Genomic DNA, 19,990 nt, shown 5'->3' with positions numbered 1-19,990 from the left:
ATCGTCAGGAACTTATTGAGGTTTTTTTCAATAATCAGTGACGCGTCGCAAAACGATCATTGCGTCACCCGGCGAGCATCGGATAAGTGAACAGCCCGAAATGCAGCAAATTCAAACCAAAATGGGTGGCGATGGCCGCGCCCAACCCGCCGAAACGGTAGGCAAGGCCGTAGCCGAGCCCCGCCAGGCTCGCCAGCAACACCCATTGCCAGCCAGCGCCCAGATGAACGAGGCCGAACAGTATTGATGCGAGCACCAGCGCGAGGTTTTCGCCATGAGGCAGGTGTTTGAAGTGCCGGCTCAGACCGCCCTGGATGTAGCCGCGAAACAGCGCCTCTTCCACCAGCGTTACCAGCAACAGATTGTTCAGCACCCACAGCCAGGCTTGATCCGGCCATTTCGGTGCCCAACTGATCACGCCCAGTAACAGCGCGCCACCCAGGGCCAGCACGGCGCTCACGGTCAGGGCGAGGGCGGTGGCATAAACGGCCAGTCGCAGCGAACGCCGGCCGATAATCCACGGGCAAACCAGCAACAGCCAGAAGCCGATCAGGGGTTTCTCCTGATTCAGGTACATGGCGAACGGCACGGCATCGTCGGTGAAACGTTGGGGATCGATGGCGCGACCGTTGTAGAAGCCGGGAAGCCAGTGAATTGCCAGCGCTACCGCCAGAACGATGAACAAGCCGTGGCCGAGGTAGCGGCCAAGCGGAATCTGTTGTTGGCGAACGGCGAAGCCGGCAAACAGCAGCAACCCGAAAGAGATAGCGGCCAGCCAGCCGAGATGGCCGTAGATCAAAGCCAGGCTATAGCCAATGGAGAGAAGTGCCAGATAGATCCATGGCAGAGCGATCATTTGAAATCCTTGTTTCAGAGAATCTGCGGATTGCCTCAGTTTCTGTGGGAGCGGGCTTGCTCGCGAAAGCGGTTTAACATTCAACATCTTCGTTGTCTGACACACCGCCTTCGCGAGCAAGCCCGCTCCCACATTTGATTTGTGATCGATACAAAATGATTGGGCGCGCGATTATAGAGCCGTACACCGCGTAAACAAAAACACCGCCCGAAGGCGGTGTCGATGTCGGCAAAGGCGTTACGAGGCAATCAACTGCCGCAACACGTAGTGCAAAATCCCTCCAGCCTTGAAGTACTCCACCTCATTGAGGGTATCGATCCGGCACAACACCTCGACCTTTTCCTTGCTGCCGTCTTCACGGGTGATGACCAGTGTCAGGTTCATCCGCGGAGTCAGTTCGACGCCCGTCAGGCCAAGGATATCCAGGGTTTCCTTGCCGGTGAGGTTCAGGCTCTTGCGGTTCTGATCCAGCTTGAACTGCAATGGCAACACGCCCATGCCCACCAGGTTGGAACGGTGAATCCGCTCGAAGCTTTCGGCGATGACCGCTTTGACCCCCAGCAGGTTGGTGCCCTTGGCTGCCCAGTCGCGGCTCGAACCGGTGCCGTATTCTTGCCCGGCGATCACCACCAGCGGTGTGCCCGACACTTGGTAGCGCATGGCCGCGTCGTAGATCGGCAGCTTCTCCCCGGTCGGCATATAAATCGTGTTGCCGCCTTCTTCGCCGCCGAGCATCTCGTTGCGAATACGGATGTTGGCGAAGGTGCCGCGCATCATCACTTCGTGGTTGCCGCGACGGGAGCCATAGGAATTGAAGTCCCGCGGTTCCACCCCTTGCTCGCGCAGGTAACGGCCGGCGGGGCTGTCAGTCTTGATGTTGCCGGCCGGGGAGATGTGGTCGGTGGTCACCGAATCTCCGAGCAGGGCGAGGACTTTCGCCCCTTCGACATCCTTGACCACCGGGGCAGGGCCGCCAATGTCATCGAAGAATGGCGGATGCTGGATATACGTCGAATCGTTGTTCCAGACATAAGTCGCCGCCTGCGGCACTTCGATGGCTTGCCATTGCTCGTCGCCGGCAAACACTTCGGCGTACTCCTTGTGGAACATCGCGGTGTTCACCTGAGTCACCGCATCGGCGATTTCCCTGGTGCTCGGCCAAATGTCTCGCAGATAAACCGGATGGCCGTCCTTGTCGTTACCCAATGGCTCGCTGCTGATGTCGATGCGCACCGTGCCGGCCAACGCATAGGCGACGACCAGGGGTGGGGAGGCCAGCCAGTTGGTTTTCACCAAGGGATGCACGCGACCTTCGAAGTTACGGTTGCCCGAGAGTACCGAGGCAACCGTCAGGTCGGCTTTCTGAATGGCTTTTTCGATTGGCTCCGGCAACGGTCCGGAGTTACCGATACAGGTGGTGCAGCCATAACCGACCAGCGCAAAACCGAGTTCATCGAGGTATTGGGTCAGGCCGGCCGCCTTGTAGTAGTCGGTCACCACTTTCGAACCGGGGGCCAGCGAACTCTTGACCCACGGTTTGCGCTTGAGGCCTTTCTCTATGGCTTTCTTCGCCACCAGCCCCGCGGCCATCATCACGCTGGGATTGGAGGTGTTGGTGCAGGACGTGATGGCGGCAATCACCACCGCGCCGTTTTTCAGCCGATACGTACGGCCTTCGTGATGGTAGTCCGCTTCGCCGACCAGATCAGCGTTGCCCACCGCAACGCCTCCACCGCCCTCACTTTCGAGGCGGCTCTCTTCCTTGGTGGAGGGTTTGAATTGCAGGCCGAGAAAGTCAGTGAACGCTTGCGCCACGTTCGGCAACGAGACGCGGTCCTGTGGGCGTTTCGGCCCGGCGAGGCTGGCTTCGACGCTGCCCATGTCCAGAGCCAGGCTGTCGGTGAACGCCGGCTCCTTGCCGGGCAGGCGCCACAGGCCTTGGGTCTTGCTGTAGGCCTCCACCAGTTTCACGGTTTGCGGGGTGCGTCCGGAAAGACGCAAGTATTCCAGTGTCACTTCGTCCACCGGGAAGAAGCCGCAAGTGGCGCCGTATTCCGGGGCCATGTTGGCGATGGTCGCGCGGTCGGCCAGCGGCAGGTCGGCGAGGCCGTCGCCGTAGAACTCGACGAATTTCCCGACCACGCCTTTCTTGCGCAGCATTTGGGTGACGGTCAGCACCAGGTCGGTGGCGGTGATGCCTTCCTTGAGCTTGCCGGTGAGTTTGAAGCCGATCACTTCTGGAATCAGCATCGACACCGGTTGGCCGAGCATCGCCGCTTCCGCTTCGATCCCGCCGACACCCCAGCCGAGTACGCCGAGGCCGTTGATCATGGTGGTGTGGGAGTCGGTGCCGACCAGCGTGTCCGGGAAGGCATAGGTGCGCCCGTCCTCATCCTTGGTCCAGACCGTGCGGCCCAGATACTCGAGGTTGACCTGATGGCAGATGCCGGTGCCCGGCGGCACGACGCTGAAGTTGTCGAAGGCGCTCTGCCCCCAGCGCAGGAAGGCGTAACGCTCGTGGTTGCGCTGCATTTCGATGTCGACGTTCTGTTCGAAGGCGCTACTGCTTGCGAACTTGTCGACCATCACCGAGTGGTCGATCACCAGGTCCACCGGCGACAGCGGATTGATTCGCTGCGGGTCACCACCGGCCTTGGCCATGGCGGCGCGCATGGCGGCGAGGTCGACCACGGCGGGGACGCCGGTAAAGTCCTGCATGAGTACCCGCGCGGGCCGGTACTGGATTTCGCGGTCGGAGCGACGTTCCTTGAGCCAGGCGGCAATCGCCTTGAGGTCGGCGCCGGTAACGGTTTTTTCGTCCTCCCAGCGCAGCAGATTTTCCAGCAGCACTTTCAACGACATCGGCAGATTGTCGAGATCACCCAAGCTCTTGGCGGCTTCGGGCAGGCTGAAATAGTGATAGGTCTTGTCGTCGACTTGTAACGTTTTAAGGGTTTTCAGGCTATCGAGGGACGGCATTGAAATGACTCCTTTAGATCCGCGCGGCTACGGACTGAGAGGACGGACAGAGCCTTTAACCTAGCCCTGTTTAGACGTTAAGGCTAATAACCGGATGCTATGGACAAGTCCAGGGGGCCGATCTCGGCTATCATGCGCCGGTTTTCGTGACAGGCTTTGCTTCAACGCAAGTCTGGGCATCGCGCAGTGGCGCAATTTTTCCGCCAACTGCCCAGGAGTAAGAATGAACACCCTCTTTATGCATTGCCGGCCGGGCTTCGAAGGCGAAGTCTGTTCCGAGATTTCCGAACATGCCGCGCGGCTGAACGTGGCCGGTTATGCCAAGGCCAAGACCGCCAGCGCCTATGCCGAATTTATCTGCACCGAAGAAGACGGTGCCGAACGCCTGATGCGTGGCCAGCGTTTCGCCGACCTGATCTTCCCGCGTCAGTGGGCCCGTGGAATCTTTATTGATCTGCCGGAAACTGATCGCATCAGTGTAATTCTCGCGCACATGGCGGACTTCCCGCTGTGTGGCAGCCTGTGGCTGGAAATGGTTGACACCAACGATGGCAAAGAACTGTCGAACTTCTGCAAAAAATTCGAAGTTCACCTGCGCAAGGCACTGATGGCGGCCGGCAAACTGGTGGAAGACCCCAACAAACCGCGGCTGCTGCTGACCTTCAAGAGCGGCCGCGAAGTGTTCATGGGCCTGGCGGAGTCGAACAATTCGGCGATGTGGCCGATGGGCATTCCACGCCTGAAGTTTCCCCGTGAAGCGCCGAGCCGTTCGACGTTGAAGCTGGAAGAGGCTTGGCACCATTTCATCCCCCGCGACCAGTGGGACGAGCGCCTGCATAGCGACATGACCGGTGTCGACCTCGGCGCCGCCCCTGGCGGCTGGACCTGGCAACTGGTCAATCGTGGCATGCTGGTGACCGCCATCGACAACGGCCCGATGGCCGAAAGCCTGATGGACACTGGTTTAGTGCAGCACCTGATGGCCGACGGTTTCACCTTCAAGCCCAAGCAGCCGGTGGACTGGATGGTCTGCGACATCGTCGAGAAACCGGCGCGCAACGCGGCGATGCTGGAAGAATGGATTGGCGAGGGGCATTGCCGGGAAGCGGTGGTCAACCTCAAGCTGCCGATGAAGCAGCGTTATGCCGAAGTGAAGCGCTTGCTGGAGCGTATTGCCGAGGGGTTCAAGGCGCGGGGCATTCGGGTTGAGATCGGCTGCAAGCAGCTGTATCACGACCGTGAAGAAGTGACCTGCCATTTGCGCCGATTGGACGTGAAGAAACCCAAGTCCCGCTGACTTTGTGTGCCGATCGTTCCCATGCTCTGCGTGGGAACGCCGCCGGGGACGCTCCGCGTTCCGCCTTTGGATGTGACGCAGAGCGTCACGGGATGCATTCCCACGCAGAGCGTGGGAACGATCAGCTGTCAGTGACTAGACACCCGGCAATGCGCGACAATGCCGGCAAGTTTCAGGAGTAAACCATGAGTGAAATGATCGATACGCCGGTAGACGGCACCCTCGACGCTACCGGTCTCAATTGCCCGGAACCGGTGATGATGTTGCACCAGCACATCCGCGACCTGGTGCCCGGCGGTTTGCTGAAGGTGATCGCTACCGACCCGTCGACCCGTCGCGACATTCCCAAGTTCTGCGTGTTTCTCGACCACGAACTGGTCGCACAGCACGAAGAGGCAGGCACCTACCTCTACTGGATTCGCAAGAGACTCGCTTAACGGGCACAAAAAAGAGCCTGTATATGCACAATGCCGATCAGTTAAGCGAAAACCCGCTCCCACAGGTTCTGCGGTTTAACTGACATTACCTGCATCTGCAGGCCCTTTGCGCTCGCTTAGCCCGGCGAACGACTGATGCGAATCCGCTTGCGTGCGCTGCGCGCCAGGCGGATCGACAGCATCAGCGCCGCGCAACTCAAGCCGACGATCAAACCCTGCCACAGCCCGCTCGGGCCGCTCGGCGTGCCGAACCAATCGGTCAGGCCCAAGGTGTAACCCACCGGCAAACCGATGCCCCAATAAGCGAACAGCGTCAGGATCATCGTCACCCGAGTGTCCTGATAGCCCCGCAGCGCACCGGCCGCCGTCACCTGAATCGCATCGGAAAACTGAAACAGCGCCGAGTACACAATCAGCATCGCGGCTACGTGAATCACCGTCGGGTCGGCGGTGTAGATCGCGGCGATGGGTTCGCGCAGCAACAGCATCAGGCTCGCCGACAGGCAGGCGTACGCCAGCGCAGTGCCCATGCCGATGCCGGCGGCGAAGCGTGCTTCCCGTGGTTCTTCACGGCCCAGTGCCTGGCCGACCCGCACGGTCACGGCCATGCCCAGGGAGTAGGGGATCATGAACACCAGCGAGCTGAAGTTCAGCGCGATCTGGTGCCCGGCGACCACGGTGGCGCCGAGGCTGCCGATCAGCAACGCGATCACGGCGAAGATGCTCGACTCGGCAAACACCGCGATGCCAATCGGCAAACCGATGCCCAGCAAACGCTTGATCACCGACCACTGCGGCCAGTCAAAACGGCTGAACAACTCACTCGACTGATAGGCCGGCGCCCAGCGCTCCCAGCCGGCCATGCCCAACGCCATCACCCACATCACGATGGCTGTGGCCCAGCCGCAGCCGACACCGCCCATGGCCGGCACACCCAAGTGGCCATAGATGAAGATGTAATTGAGCGGAATGTTCAGCGCCAACCCACACAGGCCAAGGACCATGGCCGGGCGGGTGCGGCCCAGGCCATCACTGAAGCAACGCAGCACGTGATAGAACGCGACGGCGGGCAGACCGCTGGCGATGCCGTGCAGGTATTGCATGCACGGGCCGATCAGCTCGGGGTCGACCTTCATGATGTGCAGGATTGGTTCGGCGCTGAACAGCATGCCGCTCGCCATCAAACCCACCACCAGCGCCAGCCACAAGGCCTGGCGTACGATCGGGCCAATCTCGCGGTGGGTGCCGGCGCCGAAGCGCTGGGCGACTTTCGGGGTGGTGGCCAGCAGTGTGCCGGTCATCAGCAGAAACACCGGCACCCAGATCGAGTTGCCCAGTGCGACGGCCGCCAGGTCGCGAGGCCCGACCCGACCGGCCATCACCGCATCGACGAAGCCCATGGCGGTGGTCGCCAGTTGCGCGATCATGATCGGCAACGCCAGGCCGAGCAGGTTTTTCAGCTCCAGGCGAACCCGGGCCGGGCGGGTGAGGGAAATAGCGGAGGGGCGGTCAGTCACGGAATTCAAGGCGAAACGTCCAAAGGGTTTTGATGCGCGAGGCGGCGCATTCTACGCCTTGACGCCGTGGTCAGGAAAAATCCTGTGTTGCGGATTTGTAAATGGTTGCTTGCGGTGTTTGAGACCCTTGTGGGAGCAGGCAAGCCCTCTCCCACAGGATGAGTGGCCCCTTCACATTTAAGGTGAACAATGCCTGCTGGCCCATCACGGTCATCTGCGCCTAAACTGCCGGTCCGCCAAAGGAGCCTGCCATGCTGATTGTTGCCGACGAAAATATCCCGCTGCTCGATGCTTTCTTTGAAAGCTTCGGTGAAATCCGCCGAGTGCCGGGACGTTCCATCGACCGCGCCACTGTCGAGCAGGCCGATGTGCTGCTGGTGCGCTCGGTGACTAACGTCAACCGCGCGTTGCTCGAAGGCAGCAAGGTGCGTTTTGTCGGCACGTGCACCATCGGCACCGATCACCTGGATCTGGACTACTTTCAGCAGGCCGGCATCACCTGGTCCAGCGCGCCGGGCTGCAATGCCCGGGGGGTGGTCGATTACGTGCTGGGCAGCCTGCTGACCCTGGCCGAAATCGAAGGCGCCGACCTGACTCAGCGCACCTACGGCGTGGTCGGTGCCGGTGAAGTCGGCGGGCGGCTGGTCAAGGTTCTGCAAGGCCTGGGCTGGAACGTGCTGGTTTGCGATCCACCCCGGCAAGCCGCTGAAGGGGGCGATTACGTCAGTCTCGAGCAGATCATCGAGCAATGCGACGTCATCAGCCTGCACACGCCGCTGGACAAGCAAGGCCCTCAGGCAACCTGGCATCTGTTCGATAAAAAACGGTTGAACCAACTCAAGTCCGGCACTTGGTTAATCAACGCCAGTCGTGGCCCGGTGGTGGATAACACCGCCCTGCGCCAAGTGCTGTTGCAACGTGAAGACCTGCAAGCGGTGCTGGATGTCTGGGAGGCTGAGCCTGAGGTCGATGTAGCGCTGGCGGAGTTGTGTGTCATCGCGACGCCGCACATTGCCGGTTACAGCCTCGACGGCAAGCAGCGCGGGACGGCGCAGATCTATCAGGCGTTTTGCAAGTTCCTTGGGCAACCGGAACAGGTCAGCCTGAGCGATTTGCTGCCATCGCCATGGCTGTCGGCCGTGACGTTGAATGCAGACACCGATCCGGCCTGGTCGCTGGCGATGTTATGCCGTGGCGTGTACGACCCGCGCCGCGACGACGCGGATTTCCGTCGCAGCCTTGTAGGCAATGTGAGCGAGCAGCGTGCAGCGTTCGATGCGCTGCGCAAACATTACCCGCTGCGACGTGAAATCGATGGGTTGAAGGTGCGGATTGAAGGGGATTCGCCGGCGTTGCAGCGGATTGTGGCGGCTTTGGGGGCTTCGGCTGTCTGAACATCGAGTTGGCCCCATCGCGAGCAGGCTCGCTCCCACACTTAATCTCAGTCGTATAGCAAATCTGTATTCAGTGGAGATCTACTGTGGGAGCGAGCCTGCTCGCGATGGGGCGCGCCGCCGTTCCCGGATAAAGCCCATAAAAAACCCGGCCAACAAGGCCGGGTCAAGAAGACGGTGGCTATATCACTTTTGTTCGACAGGCTTGACCAATCGCTTTTCCAGTTCGCGGCAAGCGTCCTGAATCATGTTTTCAGTGATCGGTACTTCGCGCCCTTCCTCATCGATCATCGAGCAACCCAGAGACTGGTCTGGCTGTGTGCGGATCACTTGAATCTTGTCATCGCTGCTGTTTTGCAAGGACATGGCCTGTCTCCTCATCAGGTTGTGTGCTTACTGTAAAACCGCCAAGTGACCGGGCTGTGACAATTCCCTGCGATCTTTCAGGTCGGCATCTTCAGTCCATCAGAAATACCCTGATGTTTCCACCTGGACTTTAGACCAATAATCTCTAGTCACTAGTCTTGGCGGTCATAATTAACCCGACTCATTGTGATTTACAGCGTTCAATCCTGTCGACCGGTGTAGGCTTGATCGGGTTAAAGTCATGAGTTGTGCCATCGGATGATCTTCATGCTCTCTGCCCGTCACCGCCGCGCCATTCGCCTGGCCACCCGTTTCATCACGCCTTATCGCTGGCCGGCCTTGGGCGCCTTGCTGGCGTTGATCGTCACGGCCGGCATCACCTTGTCCATGGGACAGGGGATTCGCCTGCTGGTGGATCAGGGGTTCATGACCCGATCGCCGCATTTGCTCAACCAATCGATTGCCCTGTTCATGCTGCTGGTGGTCGGCCTCGCAATCGGCACCTTTGCGCGTTTTTACCTGGTGTCGTGGATCGGCGAACGCGTTGTCGCGGACATCCGCCGTCGGGTGTTCAACCATCTGGTCTACCTGCATCCGGGGTTCTATGAAGACAACCGCAGCTCCGAAATCCAGTCACGTCTGACTGCAGATACCACGCTGCTGCAGTCGGTGATCGGTTCTTCGCTGTCGCTGTTCCTGCGTAATGGGCTGATGGTGATCGGCGGGATTGTCTTGCTGTTTATCACCAACCCCAAACTCACCAGCATCGTGGTGGTCGCGTTGCCGTTGGTGGTCGCGCCGATCCTGATTTTCGGGCGTCGGGTGCGCACCCTGTCGCGTCTGAGCCAGGACCGGATCGCCGATATCGGCAGCTATGTCTCCGAAACCCTGAGTCAGATCAAAACCGTGCAGGCCTACAACCATCAGGTCCAGGACGAACAGCGTTTTGCCACGACCGTGGAAGAGGCTTTCAACACCGCCCGCAAGCGCATTTTCCAGCGGGCCTGGCTGATTACCCTGGTGATCGTGCTGGTGTTGGGCGCGGTCGGGGTGATGCTCTGGGTGGGCGGCATGGATGTCATCGCCGGGCGGATTTCCGCGGGTGAATTGGCGGCGTTCGTCTTTTACAGCCTGATCGTCGGCGGCGCCTTCGGCACGCTGAGTGAAGTGATCGGCGAACTGCAGCGAGCGGCAGGGGCGGCGGAACGTATTGCCGAGTTGTTGCGTTCAGAAAACATCATCCAGCCACCGACCCAAGGTCTGGTGACGTTGCCTGAACGGGTGAAGGGTAATCTGGTGCTGCACGATGTGCGCTTTTCCTACCCGTCGCGTCCTGAAAGCTATGCCGTCGATGGCTTGAATCTGACCATCAACGCCGGCGAAACCCTTGCCTTGGTCGGGCCGTCCGGTGCTGGCAAGTCGACGGTGTATGACCTGCTATTGCGTTTTTACGACCCCGCCGAAGGACGCATCCTGCTGGACGGTGTGCCGCTGACTCAACTCGATCCTCTGGACCTGCGTCGCTGCTTCGCCCTCGTCTCGCAAACCCCGACGCTGTTCTTCGGCAGCATCGAAGAGAACATTCGCTACGGCAACCCGAAGGCGACCTTGGCCCAGGTTCAGGAAGCGGCGAAAATCGCCTACGCCCACGACTTCATCGAGCAAATGCCCAACGGCTACCAGACTCACCTCGGCGACGCAGGTCTTGGTTTGTCCGGCGGGCAACGCCAACGCCTGGCCATCGCCCGGGCGCTGCTGGTGGACGCGCCGATCCTGTTGCTGGACGAAGCCACCAGCGCCCTCGACGCCCAGAGCGAGCACCTGATCCAGCAAGCCCTGCCCAGCCTGATGAAAAACCGCACCACACTGGTCATCGCCCACCGACTGGCCACGGTGAAAAACGCCGACAGGATCGCGGTGATGGACCAAGGGAAACTGGTGGCGGTGGGAACGCATCAGGAGTTGATTGCGAGTAATGCGCTGTATGCGCGGCTGGCGGCGTTGCAGTTCAATGATGGCAAGGTTGAAACCGATCTGCGAGCGTAAGGCGCTGCTGGCGCCCCGGTACAATATCCTGAACCAGGCAGGTCTGAAAATTCCAAGTGTGCCGGGGCAAACCGTGTCCGGTGCCGACAAGTCCCAGTACTTCTTCCGCGTCAAAAACCTTATTGCCGTTCTGGAACAACGCTGGGGCAAAGCTGAAGTCGTGCAGTATCCACCCTCGGGTGGCGGAACCCTGAGAGGCAAGAAGGGGGTGATCCTGTTTGAAGTGCAGGGTTGGTGGGATGCCCAGGGGCATGCCACGCTGTTCAACGGCAGTACTTGCTACGACCACTGCTATTTCAACGAACCCGGCGCGAACTATCGCACCGACCGTGCGAACTTCTGGAGATTGCTGTGAAGAAGGTTCTATTGGGCATCCTGCCACTCATGTTGCTGGCCTCCGTTGGTTATGCGAAAGACACTGGGGGTATATCCCCGGAGGCCAGTGCACGTACCTACGGGCAGAATTACAAAGACATGGTGCTCGCGACCTGCATTGCGAACGCCTACAAGGAGGACAAGTCAGCAGCCATTGACGCAGGAAGCAGCGTCAGCGCATTGCGCGACTGGACCGAATACGACCTGGAAAAGGCCCCCGACGCGATCAAGACCCAGGTGGATCGTTACTTGGCGCGTGACTATCACAACCCGCTGGTCGAGTCGGAAGTCCAGGGCGTGCGTTTCGATTTGCTGAAATGCCTGGACCTGTATCACAGCAACGAGTTGGATGCACAGGTCAAGCGTCTGGTTATCCACCCCAATCGGATTTACAGGCAGGGTAAGTGAAACGTTAATCCTGGCGCCGGGTATCTGGGACAGCTCCTACACTCTCACGGCCATCTCCACCCGCTCGGCTGCAAATTGGGGTGGCGGCTGTGCGCAGGTGTGCAAGACCGGGGCAACATAGGAAACCCGGCAGCCCCCGAAGATCTCCGATGGCCTCAGCCGTTTGGCTCCATTTAAGATAAGAGATCGGCAGCAGGCGACCTTCCGAGCTAACTATCTCAAACCGGCACTGGCCGCCAATTTGATTGAAATGACGAATCCCGATTCGCCCAATAGTCCGGCTCAAAGGTATCGTTTGACCGAACTTGGCAAGCAGACCGCGACGCGGTGAAGATTGAACTGGATGGACACAAAAAAATGCCCGCATCAATTGATGCGGGCATTTTCGTTTACGTCTCAAAGCAAAGAGCGCAGCCTTCGGCAAGCTCCTGCATAACCGGCCTTACCGGTTATTGATCGTCAAAGTAGCGCTCATGCCAATCCACCAGCGGCTGCGGTGAATTGAGTTTCTGGCCGTAGATCACCGAGTACGACAGCACGTTCTGCACATACTGGCGGGTTTCGTCGAACGGGATGCTTTCTACCCACACATCGAAGCTCAGGTGATCGGCACCGCGCAGCCATTGACGCACGCGGCCGGGGCCGGCGTTGTAAGCGGCGGAGGCAAGGACGCGGTTGCCGTTGAACTGGCTGTGCACCTGGCTCAGGTAAGCGGCACCGAGCTGGATGTTCTTGTCCGGATCCAGCACCTGCTGCGGCGAGGCCAGCGGAATGCTGAACTTGCGCGCGGTTTCCTTGGCGGTGACGGGCATCAGTTGCATCAGGCCGCTGGCGCCGACGCCGGAGCGGGCGTCGTCCATGAAGGCACTTTCCTGGCGGGTGATGGCGAATACCCAGCTCGAGTGCAGTCCACGGACCTTGGCTTCGCGCACCAGGGTTTCGCGGTGGGCCATCGGGAAGCGGATGTCCAGATCGTCCCAGTACTGCGCCTGACTGATGGTGCGGATCGCCGGGAAATACCATTTCAGGTCGTAGGCCAGTTTCGCCTGGGCGACCATTTCATCACGGCTGAAGTGCCGGCTGACGTGGTACCACTCGCGGCGGCCGTCGACGATCTGCCCGCGGGCATGGAACTCCAGCGCGCGGCGCACACCTGGGGTATTGCGAACCTTGTTGATCAGCGCTTGGCTGAGCACCAGCGGTTTGTTGTTCAGCGAATAGGATGACTGTGAGCGATCGGCCGCCAGGAAACCGTAGAAGTCGCGCTCGTGAGCCAGGTTCTTGTAAAGCGTCTGCGCTTGCGGATTCTGTGGTTGCGCCAACTCCAGGGTGCGAGCCTGCCAGTAACGCCAGCGGTTGGTGGTGGCCAGGTCCTGAGGCAGGCGGCGGGTCAACTGATAGGCGTCGTCCCAACGGGCCAGACGCAACAGCAGGCGCAAGCGCCATTCGGAAACGGTGTTGTCCCGCAGTTCCGGGTCGTATTTGGTCATCACGTCCAGCGCGCGGCTGTCGAAACGTCGAGCCAGGGTCAGGCCGATTTCCCGGGCGATCGCGACTTTTTCGTCACGGGAGAAGTGCATGCTGCTGGCATAACCGTCGAGCAGGGCCATGGCCTTGTCCGGATCCTGACGAGCCAGGCGGCGCAGGCCAAGGCTGACGATGTCGGACATCGGCTCATCGGCCGGGATGAAGCGCGACGGCTGATTCAGCAGCTCGGGTTTCTGCGCCACATCCACCAGCAGACGACCGCGCGGGGCGAGGGTTGTCAGGCCATTGATCAGGCTGTTGGCCAGCGGGTAGTTGCGGGCGTGGGCGGCGAGTTTGGTGCGTTCCCAGCGTTTCTGTTCAGTCAGTTGACCATCGGCGGCCCACATGCCGAACACTGCATCGCATGCCTCGGGCTGGGTTTTGCCGCTCAGCCAGAGCTTTTCGGCGTTGACGTAGCCTTCAGCCTTGCGGTTATGGCTGATCTGATACTGCGCGTTCAGGCAGTCCAGTTCGGTGAAATTGAGCTTGGGATCATAATATTTGACGAAGGTCGCCCAATCGCCGCGTTCGGTCAGCCAGCGCAGCCAGCGCAATTTCATCCAGTTGGCTTGCGGCAGGTCACCGTGTTCGGCGAGGAAGTTCTCGATTTCGGCATTGCTCGCGGTTTTCAGCCGCGCGGTCAGTTCGTCATAAGCCAGATAGGGGGTCAGCGGATAATCGCTGAGCGCCTGGCTATAACGGAAATAAGGGCCGGAATCGCCCTTGGCCAAGGCACGCTTGGCTTCGTCGTAATACTGGCGTTGGGTAGACAGGTCTACCGCCTGGGCGGATTGAACGGCAGCGGCGGTAAGAAGCAAACATGAAAAAAGATTGAAAAGGCGACTGCGCATGGTACGTCCGGGCAGAGAAATCGTGACATGTGCCGGCAACGCCGGCACTTGATATCTGTAGCTTAGCCTTTTGCCAGCACCCGGTGAAAGCTTTGCCGGGCTAGCGGCACAAGTTCGCAACAATTATTAGTCAGAGTGTTGTCACAGCGAAATTGCCGGCCTTCTGAAGCCTCAAGTCAGGTAGAATGCGCGCCCGGTTTTTGGAGAAGCTCATGACCCTGCTCAAATTCAGCGATGTGTCCCTTGCTTTCGGCGCTATGCCGTTGTTGGACAAGGTGTCCTGGCAGATCGCCCGTGGTGAGCGGGTGTGCATCATCGGCCGCAATGGCACTGGCAAGTCCAGCATGATGAAGCTCGTCAAAGGCGACCAGAAGCCTGATGACGGCTCCGTTTGGCGTGCGCCTGGTCTCAAGATCGGCGAATTGCCGCAAGAATTGCCGGTAGCCGACGAGCGGACCGTGTTCGACGTGGTTGCCGAAGGCCTGGACGGTGTTGGCGAGCTGCTCGCGCAGTATCACCACCTGAGCCAGAACATCGTTACCGACGCCGATCTGGACAAACTGATGCACGTCCAGCACGACCTCGAAGCCCGCGATGGCTGGCGTTTGCAGCAACTGGTCGACAGCACGTTGAGCCGCTTGCAACTGCCGGCCGACAAAACCCTCGCCGAATTGTCCGGCGGCTGGCGTCGCCGCGTCCTGCTGGCCCAGGCTCTGGTTTCCGAACCGGACCTGCTGCTGCTCGACGAACCGACCAACCACCTGGACATCGGTGCCATCGCCTGGCTCGAAGAAGCGCTGAAGGATTTCCAGGGCGCTGTGCTGTTCATCACGCACGACCGTTCATTCCTGCAGAACCTTGCGACCCGCATCCTGGAACTGGATCGCGGCGGCTTGATCGACTGGAACGGCGATTACGCCAGCTTCCTCGTGCACAAAGAAGCCACACTGGCCGCTGAAGAAACCGCCAACGCGCTGTTCGACAAGAAACTGGCCCAGGAAGAAGTCTGGATCCGCCAGGGCATCAAGGCGCGTCGCACCCGTAACGAAGGCCGTGTCCGTGCACTCAAAGCCCTGCGCGTCGAGCGTAGCGAGCGTCGTGAGCGTACCGGCAAGGCCAACATCCAGCTGGATACCGCCGACAAGTCCGGCAAGCAGGTGATGGTGCTCGAGAACGTGAGTTTCGCTCACCCGGGCGGTCCGTTCCTGATCAAGGATTTCTCGATGGTCCTGCAGCGCGGCGACCGCATCGGTCTGCTCGGCGCCAACGGTACCGGCAAGACCACGCTGTTGAAGCTGATGCTCAGCGGTCTGCAACCGACCAGCGGCACAGTGGAAGAGGGGACGCGCATCGACGTGGCCTACTTCGACCAGTTGCGCCATCAGCTGGACCTGGAAAAGACCGTGATCGACAACGTGGCCGAAGGCCGTGACTTCATCGACATCGATGGTCAGAGCCGCCATGTGCTGAGCTACCTCGGCGACTTCCTGTTCAGCCCGCAGCGTGCCCGTACGCCGGTCAAGGCGCTGTCCGGTGGTGAGCGTGCCCGGCTGTTGCTGGCCAAACTGTTCAGCAAGCCGGCGAACCTGCTGGTGCTCGACGAACCGACCAACGACCTGGACGTGGAAACCCTTGAGCTGCTGGAAGAGGTCTTGCTGACCTTCAATGGCACCGTGCTGATGGTCAGCCACGACCGGGCATTCCTCGACAACGTGGTCACCAGCACCCTGGTCTTCGAAGGTGAAGGCAAGGTTCGCGAATACGTCGGTGGTTATCAGGACTGGCTGCGTCAGGGCGGCTCGCCGCGCCTGCTGGGCGTGACCGAGAGCAAATCCGGCAAGGCCGACCTGAACTCTGCCGTCGTGACGGCCGAACCTGCGCCAGTCGCTGCGGTGGAAGCCCCGGCGCCGGTGGCGAAAAAGAAGCTCAGCTACAAGTTGCAGCGTGAGCTGGAAGCCTTGCCAGGCCAGATCGAAGCCATGGAGCAGCAGATCGCGCTGGTTGAAGCGCAGATGGCGGATGCCGGCTTCTATCAGCGTCCACCTGCCGAGACGGCTGCGGTGATCGCTCAGCTCGAGCAATTGCAGGCTGAACTCGACGTGATGGTCGAGCGCTGGGCCGAACTGGATGCCTGATTGATCCGGCTATAAAAAAGCCCGGCGTTCAGTGATGAGCGCCGGGCTTTTCGTATGGAGTTCGATCTGTTGGCTGCGTTAGATCCCCTGTGGGAGCGAGCAGGCTCGCTCCCACAGGGTATGGGTTGTCAGCTTTTGATCAGGCGCACCGCGAGTACGTCGCAAGGCGCGCCGTGCAGTACGTCGTTGGCGGTGGAGCCCAGCAACAGCGCCAGACCATGCCGACCATGACTGCCCACCACGATCAGGTCGCAGGTTTGTTCCTTGGCAAGGTGGTGAATCTCCTGGCGCGGCTGACCATAGGTCAAGTGGCTGTATTCCTTGGAGAGCTCCGGGTATTTCAGGATCAACCGCTCAAGGCGCTCCTTGGCCTGATCGAACTGTTGTTGTTGCAACTGGGAAAGGTCCATCGGCACGTCGCCGCCAAAGGCCATGGCCATCGGCTCGACAATATGCACCAGGGACAGCTTCGCGCCATTGCTCACCGAGAGTTCGCGAGCGCGGTGGATTACAGGATCGCACTCTTCGGTTAGATCTACAGCGACCAGAATATGGTGGTAGGGCATGAGGTGCTCCTCCTGAGGATTGCAATATTGGTAAGTATGGCTGGTTTCAAGCGCATTGGTTTCAGAGTGACTCAATGGGCTCATCAAGAATCGGGAGTACAGATATGACGGTCTGGATAGTGGTGTCAATCCTGTTGGTGGTGCTGAGCCCACTGGCCTGGTTGCGTCCGTCTCGTGGCCAGAGCGGGCGCATGGCCCTGCGCATGGAGGCGCGGCGCATTGGCCTTGCCATGCAACTGGCGCCCCAAGAGTGGCCGCACTGGCTGAGCCAGGAGCCGCCGAGCCCTTGCGCCCAGTACCATCGGCCGCGCCGTGGCACTCAGCCGGCGTGCTGGAGCTATTGGCAGAAAGCGCCGGGGGTGTGGGTCAATCAGTGGCAGGAGGTCTGCGAGGATGGAGCGCTGCTGAATCATTTCGAAAAATTGCCTGCCAACGTCTACAAGATCGAGGCGGACAAGCAAATGATTGCCCTGTATTGGGGCGAGAAGGGTGAGGCCGAGGTTCTGCAACAGATCGACGCCACGCTCAAAGCACTCGCCTGAAACCCGATCTGTAGCCGCTGCCTCGCAGGCTCGGCAGCTGCTACAGAGGCAATAAAAAGCCCGACATCATCATCGGGCTGGGGTTGGCCAGGCAGGCCGGTAATTCTTTGTGGCACTGATCTTACGCTGGGCATTCGCCAAAAGCGTTCAAATTTTTCTTCAGAGTCCCGCCAGCGTAGCTTGTTAAACACAGGCCGCCGGTAATTAGGGCGACTTTTCTAACTATTGATTCTATGAATGGCCTCGCGGGCATCCGCGTGTTGCAGGTCTTCGTGGTACGGAAGTGACCGGAAAGTCGCGTTTCAACCAGTGTTTTGGGCGATTGACAATTGTCAGAAATTCCGTGAAGGTGACGTACCCAAATCAAACGGGCGTATGAATTGAGCGTTTGTATTACACACCGCTCCTACAGAATCCCGACTATCGCGTTGGCGGGTGTGCCGGGTGAATTGGCGTTAGCATCGACGATAAACGTCCCTGCCGAGCCAGTCGCCTGCGTCCGACGTGTACTGTTCAGCTTCCATATCGTGGAGATCAGTTGATGATTTACGAAGGTAAAGCCATCACGGTTAAGGCTCTTGAAAGTGGCATCGTCGAATTGAAATTCGACCTCAAGGGTGAGTCCGTCAACAAGTTCAACCGTCTTACCCTGAACGAACTGCGTCAGGCTGTAGACACCATCAAGGCAGATGCTTCGATCAAGGGTGTGATCGTCAGCAGTGGCAAGGACGTATTCATCGTCGGCGCCGACATCACCGAATTCGTCGACAACTTCAAGCTGCCGGATGCCGAGCTTGTTGCTGGCAACCTCGAAGCCAACAAGATTTTCAGCGATTTTGAAGACCTCAATGTCCCGACTGTCGCCGCGATCAATGGCATCGCACTGGGCGGCGGTCTGGAAATGTGCCTGGCGGCGGATTTCCGCGTCATGGCCAGCACCGCCAAAATCGGTCTGCCGGAAGTCAAACTGGGCATCTACCCAGGCTTTGGCGGTACTGTGCGTTTGCCGCGCATCATTGGTGCCGACAATGCCATCGAGTGGATTGCTGCCGGTAAGGAAAACCGCGCTGAAGACGCGTTGAAAGTCGGTGCCGTCGACGCTGTGGTCGACTCGCAGAAGTTGCAGGAAGCGGCGCTGAACCTGATCAAGAGCGCCATCTCCGGTGAATTTGACTACAAGGCCAAGCGTCAGCCGAAGCTCGAAAAACTCAAACTCAACGCCATCGAACAAATGATGTCGTTTGAAACCGCCAAAGGTTTCGTGGCCGGCCAAGCGGGCCCGAACTACCCGGCACCGGTCGAAGCGATCAAGACCATCCAGAAAGCTGCGAACTTCGGGCGCGACAAGGCGCTGGAAGTCGAAGCCGCCGGTTTCGTCAAACTGGCCAAGACCTCTGCCGCGCAGAGCTTGATCGGTCTGTTCCTGAACGATCAGGAGCTGAAGAAAAAGGCCAAGGCCTACGACGAAATCGCCAAGGAAGTGAAGCAGGCCGCCGTATTGGGCGCCGGCATCATGGGGGGCGGTATCGCTTATCAGTCGGCCTCCAAAGGCACGCCGATCCTGATGAAAGACATCAACGAGCACGGTATCGAGCAAGGTCTGGCCGAAGCCGCCAAACTGCTGGTGGGCCGCGTTGATAAAGGTCGCATGACTGCGGCGAAGATGGCCGAAGTGCTCAACGGTATTCGTCCGACCCTGTCTTACGGCGATTTCGGTCACGTCGACTTGGTCGTCGAAGCCGTTGTCGAGAACCCGAAGGTCAAGCAGGCCGTTCTGGCCGAAGTCGAAGGCAAGGTCAAAGAGGACACCATCCTCGCGTCCAACACTTCGACCATTTCCATCACCTTGCTGGCCAAAGCCCTCAAGCGTCCGGAAAACTTCGTCGGCATGCACTTCTTCAACCCGGTGCACATGATGCCGCTGGTTGAAGTGATCCGTGGCGAGAAGTCCAGCGAAGTGGCCGTTGCCACCACCGTTGCCTACGCCAAGAAAATGGGCAAGAACCCGATTGTCGTCAACGACTGCCCGGGCTTTTTGGTCAACCGCGTGCTGTTCCCGTACTTCGGTGGTTTCGCCAAACTGGTCAGCGCCGGCGTGGACTTCGTCCGTATCGACAAGGTCATGGAGAAATTCGGCTGGCCAATGGGCCCGGCATACCTGATGGACGTGGTCGGCATCGACACCGGTCACCACGGTCGTGACGTTATGGCTGAAGGCTTCCCGGATCGCATGAAGGACGACCGTCGTTCGGCCGTCGACGTGCTCTATGAAGCCAAGCGCCTGGGCCAGAAGAACGGCAAGGGTTTCTATGCCTACGAAACCGACAAGCGCGGCAAGCAGAAGAAAGTCGCCGATTCGTCGGTGCTGGAAGTGCTCAAGCCGATCGTTTTCCAACAGCTCGAAGTCACTGACGAAGACATCATCAACTGGATGATGATCCCGCTGTGCCTGGAAACCGTGCGCTGCCTGGAAGACGGCATTGTCGATACCGCCGCCGAAGCCGACATGGGTCTGGTCTACGGTATTGGTTTCCCTCCATTCCGTGGCGGTGCGCTGCGTTACATCGACTCGATCGGTGTTGCAGAGTTCGTTGCCCTGGCTGACCAGTACGCTGATTTGGGCGCGCTGTACCACCCGACCGCGAAGCTGCGTGAAATGGCCAAAAACGGTCAGAGCTTCTTCGGTTAAGCGCC

15 protein-coding genes and 1 pseudogene are annotated in these 19,990 nt (G+C 59.6%); 10 read left to right on the top strand and 6 right to left on the bottom strand.

The window, feature by feature from the left end; translation table 11 throughout:
• Positions 1-64: 64 nt before the first annotated feature.
• Both QMK51_RS18870 and acnA read right to left on the bottom strand, forming a co-directional pair.
• Positions 65-856 carry a CPBP family intramembrane glutamic endopeptidase gene (locus tag QMK51_RS18870; RefSeq protein WP_320391221.1) on the bottom strand — a complete coding sequence of 264 codons (792 nt, stop codon included), beginning with the start codon at positions 854-856 and terminating at the stop codon, positions 65-67.
• 237 nt (positions 857-1,093) lie between these two features.
• Positions 1,094-3,835, bottom strand: coding sequence for an aconitate hydratase AcnA (acnA, locus tag QMK51_RS18865; RefSeq protein ID WP_258696732.1), 2,742 nt, complete (start codon positions 3,833-3,835; stop codon positions 1,094-1,096).
• Between the two features lie 223 nt (positions 3,836-4,058).
• Between acnA and rlmM the strand changes: the two genes are divergently transcribed.
• On the top strand, positions 4,059-5,132 hold the full coding sequence (gene rlmM, locus QMK51_RS18860) for a 23S rRNA (cytidine(2498)-2'-O)-methyltransferase RlmM (protein ID WP_018925308.1): 1,074 nt from the start codon (positions 4,059-4,061) through the stop codon (positions 5,130-5,132).
• 185 nt (positions 5,133-5,317) lie between these two features.
• Positions 5,318-5,569: a sulfurtransferase TusA gene (gene tusA, locus QMK51_RS18855; protein ID WP_320391220.1), complete on the top strand. Its 252-nt coding sequence runs from the start codon at positions 5,318-5,320 to the stop codon at positions 5,567-5,569.
• 116 nt (positions 5,570-5,685) lie between these two features.
• On the opposite strand, the gene QMK51_RS18850 is transcribed toward tusA, so the two are convergent.
• A complete protein-coding gene (locus QMK51_RS18850) occupies positions 5,686-7,095 on the bottom strand; it encodes an MATE family efflux transporter (protein WP_320391219.1) in 1,410 nt (469 codons plus the stop codon).
• 242 nt (positions 7,096-7,337) lie between these two features.
• Here QMK51_RS18850 and pdxB point away from each other — a divergent pair, with 242 nt between their 5' ends.
• Entirely contained in the window at positions 7,338-8,480 is a 1,143-nt protein-coding gene (gene pdxB / locus QMK51_RS18845) for a 4-phosphoerythronate dehydrogenase PdxB (protein ID WP_320391218.1), read from the top strand.
• A gap of 186 nt (positions 8,481-8,666) precedes the next feature.
• On the opposite strand, the gene QMK51_RS18840 is transcribed toward pdxB, so the two are convergent.
• Positions 8,667-8,846 (bottom strand): PA1571 family protein, encoded by a 180-nt coding sequence (locus tag QMK51_RS18840; protein ID WP_258696729.1) that lies wholly within the window; start codon positions 8,844-8,846, stop codon positions 8,667-8,669.
• 258 nt (positions 8,847-9,104) lie between these two features.
• Here QMK51_RS18840 and QMK51_RS18835 point away from each other — a divergent pair, with 258 nt between their 5' ends.
• The 4 genes and pseudogenes from QMK51_RS18835 (at position 9,105) to QMK51_RS18820 (ending at position 12,006) form a co-directional block, all read left to right on the top strand.
• Entirely contained in the window at positions 9,105-10,892 is a 1,788-nt protein-coding gene (locus tag QMK51_RS18835; RefSeq protein ID WP_258696728.1) for an ABC transporter transmembrane domain-containing protein, read from the top strand.
• A 25-nt stretch (positions 10,893-10,917) separates the two neighbouring features.
• A pseudogene (locus QMK51_RS18830) lies at positions 10,918-11,247 on the top strand (T6SS effector amidase Tae4 family protein); the annotation flags it as partial.
• Between the two features lie 29 nt (positions 11,248-11,276).
• Positions 11,277-11,675 carry a type VI secretion system amidase immunity protein Tai4 gene (locus tag QMK51_RS18825; protein WP_320394539.1) on the top strand — a complete coding sequence of 133 codons (399 nt, stop codon included), beginning with the start codon at positions 11,277-11,279 and terminating at the stop codon, positions 11,673-11,675.
• Between the two features lie 163 nt (positions 11,676-11,838).
• The gene (locus tag QMK51_RS18820; protein ID WP_413817495.1) at positions 11,839-12,006 is read left to right on the top strand and encodes a Fic family protein; all 168 of its coding nucleotides are present in this window, start codon (positions 11,839-11,841) and stop codon (positions 12,004-12,006) included.
• A 118-nt stretch (positions 12,007-12,124) separates the two neighbouring features.
• Here QMK51_RS18820 and QMK51_RS18815 read toward each other — a convergent pair whose 3' ends face one another.
• On the bottom strand, positions 12,125-14,053 hold the full coding sequence (locus QMK51_RS18815; RefSeq protein ID WP_320391217.1) for a transglycosylase SLT domain-containing protein: 1,929 nt from the start codon (positions 14,051-14,053) through the stop codon (positions 12,125-12,127).
• A gap of 212 nt (positions 14,054-14,265) precedes the next feature.
• Here QMK51_RS18815 and QMK51_RS18810 point away from each other — a divergent pair, with 212 nt between their 5' ends.
• Positions 14,266-16,188, top strand: a complete 1,923-nt coding sequence (locus QMK51_RS18810; protein WP_320391216.1) for an ATP-binding cassette domain-containing protein — start codon at positions 14,266-14,268, stop codon at positions 16,186-16,188.
• Positions 16,189-16,316: 128 nt separating this feature from the next.
• On the opposite strand, the gene QMK51_RS18805 is transcribed toward QMK51_RS18810, so the two are convergent.
• Positions 16,317-16,754, bottom strand: coding sequence for a universal stress protein (locus QMK51_RS18805; protein WP_123359995.1), 438 nt, complete (start codon positions 16,752-16,754; stop codon positions 16,317-16,319).
• 104 nt (positions 16,755-16,858) lie between these two features.
• On the opposite strand from QMK51_RS18805, the gene QMK51_RS18800 reads away from it, so the two are divergent.
• Both QMK51_RS18800 and fadB read left to right on the top strand, forming a co-directional pair.
• On the top strand, positions 16,859-17,296 hold the full coding sequence (locus QMK51_RS18800) for a hypothetical protein (RefSeq protein ID WP_258696725.1): 438 nt from the start codon (positions 16,859-16,861) through the stop codon (positions 17,294-17,296).
• Between the two features lie 541 nt (positions 17,297-17,837).
• Positions 17,838-19,985 carry a fatty acid oxidation complex subunit alpha FadB gene (gene fadB, locus QMK51_RS18795; RefSeq protein WP_320391215.1) on the top strand — a complete coding sequence of 716 codons (2,148 nt, stop codon included), beginning with the start codon at positions 17,838-17,840 and terminating at the stop codon, positions 19,983-19,985.
• The last annotated feature ends 5 nt before the right edge of the window (positions 19,986-19,990 follow it).

Origin of the sequence: Pseudomonas sp. P9_31 (assembly GCF_034008235.1) — a bacterium.
Taxonomy (GTDB): domain Bacteria; phylum Pseudomonadota; class Gammaproteobacteria; order Pseudomonadales; family Pseudomonadaceae; genus Aquipseudomonas.
This window is presented reverse-complemented; position numbering and strand designations above follow the sequence as displayed.

Bases quoted from the DNA above. Each gene is read 5' to 3' on its own strand.
- QMK51_RS18835 (WP_258696728.1), top strand. From the start codon at position 9,105: ATGATCTTCATGCTCTCTGCCCGTCACCGCCGCGCCATTCGCCTGGCC.
- pdxB (WP_320391218.1), top strand. From the start codon at position 7,338: ATGCTGATTGTTGCCGACGAAAATATCCCGCTGCTCGATGCTTTCTTT.
- QMK51_RS18810 (WP_320391216.1), top strand. From the start codon at position 14,266: ATGACCCTGCTCAAATTCAGCGATGTGTCCCTTGCTTTCGGCGCTATG.
- fadB (WP_320391215.1), top strand. From the start codon at position 17,838: ATGATTTACGAAGGTAAAGCCATCACGGTTAAGGCTCTTGAAAGTGGC.
- tusA (WP_320391220.1), top strand. From the start codon at position 5,318: ATGAGTGAAATGATCGATACGCCGGTAGACGGCACCCTCGACGCTACC.
- QMK51_RS18825 (WP_320394539.1), top strand. From the start codon at position 11,277: ATGTTGCTGGCCTCCGTTGGTTATGCGAAAGACACTGGGGGTATATCC.
- QMK51_RS18815 (WP_320391217.1), bottom strand. From the start codon at position 14,053: ATGCGCAGTCGCCTTTTCAATCTTTTTTCATGTTTGCTTCTTACCGCC.
- QMK51_RS18805 (WP_123359995.1), bottom strand. From the start codon at position 16,754: ATGCCCTACCACCATATTCTGGTCGCTGTAGATCTAACCGAAGAGTGC.
- rlmM (WP_018925308.1), top strand. From the start codon at position 4,059: ATGAACACCCTCTTTATGCATTGCCGGCCGGGCTTCGAAGGCGAAGTC.
- acnA (WP_258696732.1), bottom strand. From the start codon at position 3,835: ATGCCGTCCCTCGATAGCCTGAAAACCCTTAAAACGTTACAAGTCGAC.
- QMK51_RS18870 (WP_320391221.1), bottom strand. From the start codon at position 856: ATGATCGCTCTGCCATGGATCTATCTGGCACTTCTCTCCATTGGCTAT.
- QMK51_RS18800 (WP_258696725.1), top strand. From the start codon at position 16,859: ATGACGGTCTGGATAGTGGTGTCAATCCTGTTGGTGGTGCTGAGCCCA.
- QMK51_RS18840 (WP_258696729.1), bottom strand. From the start codon at position 8,846: ATGTCCTTGCAAAACAGCAGCGATGACAAGATTCAAGTGATCCGCACA.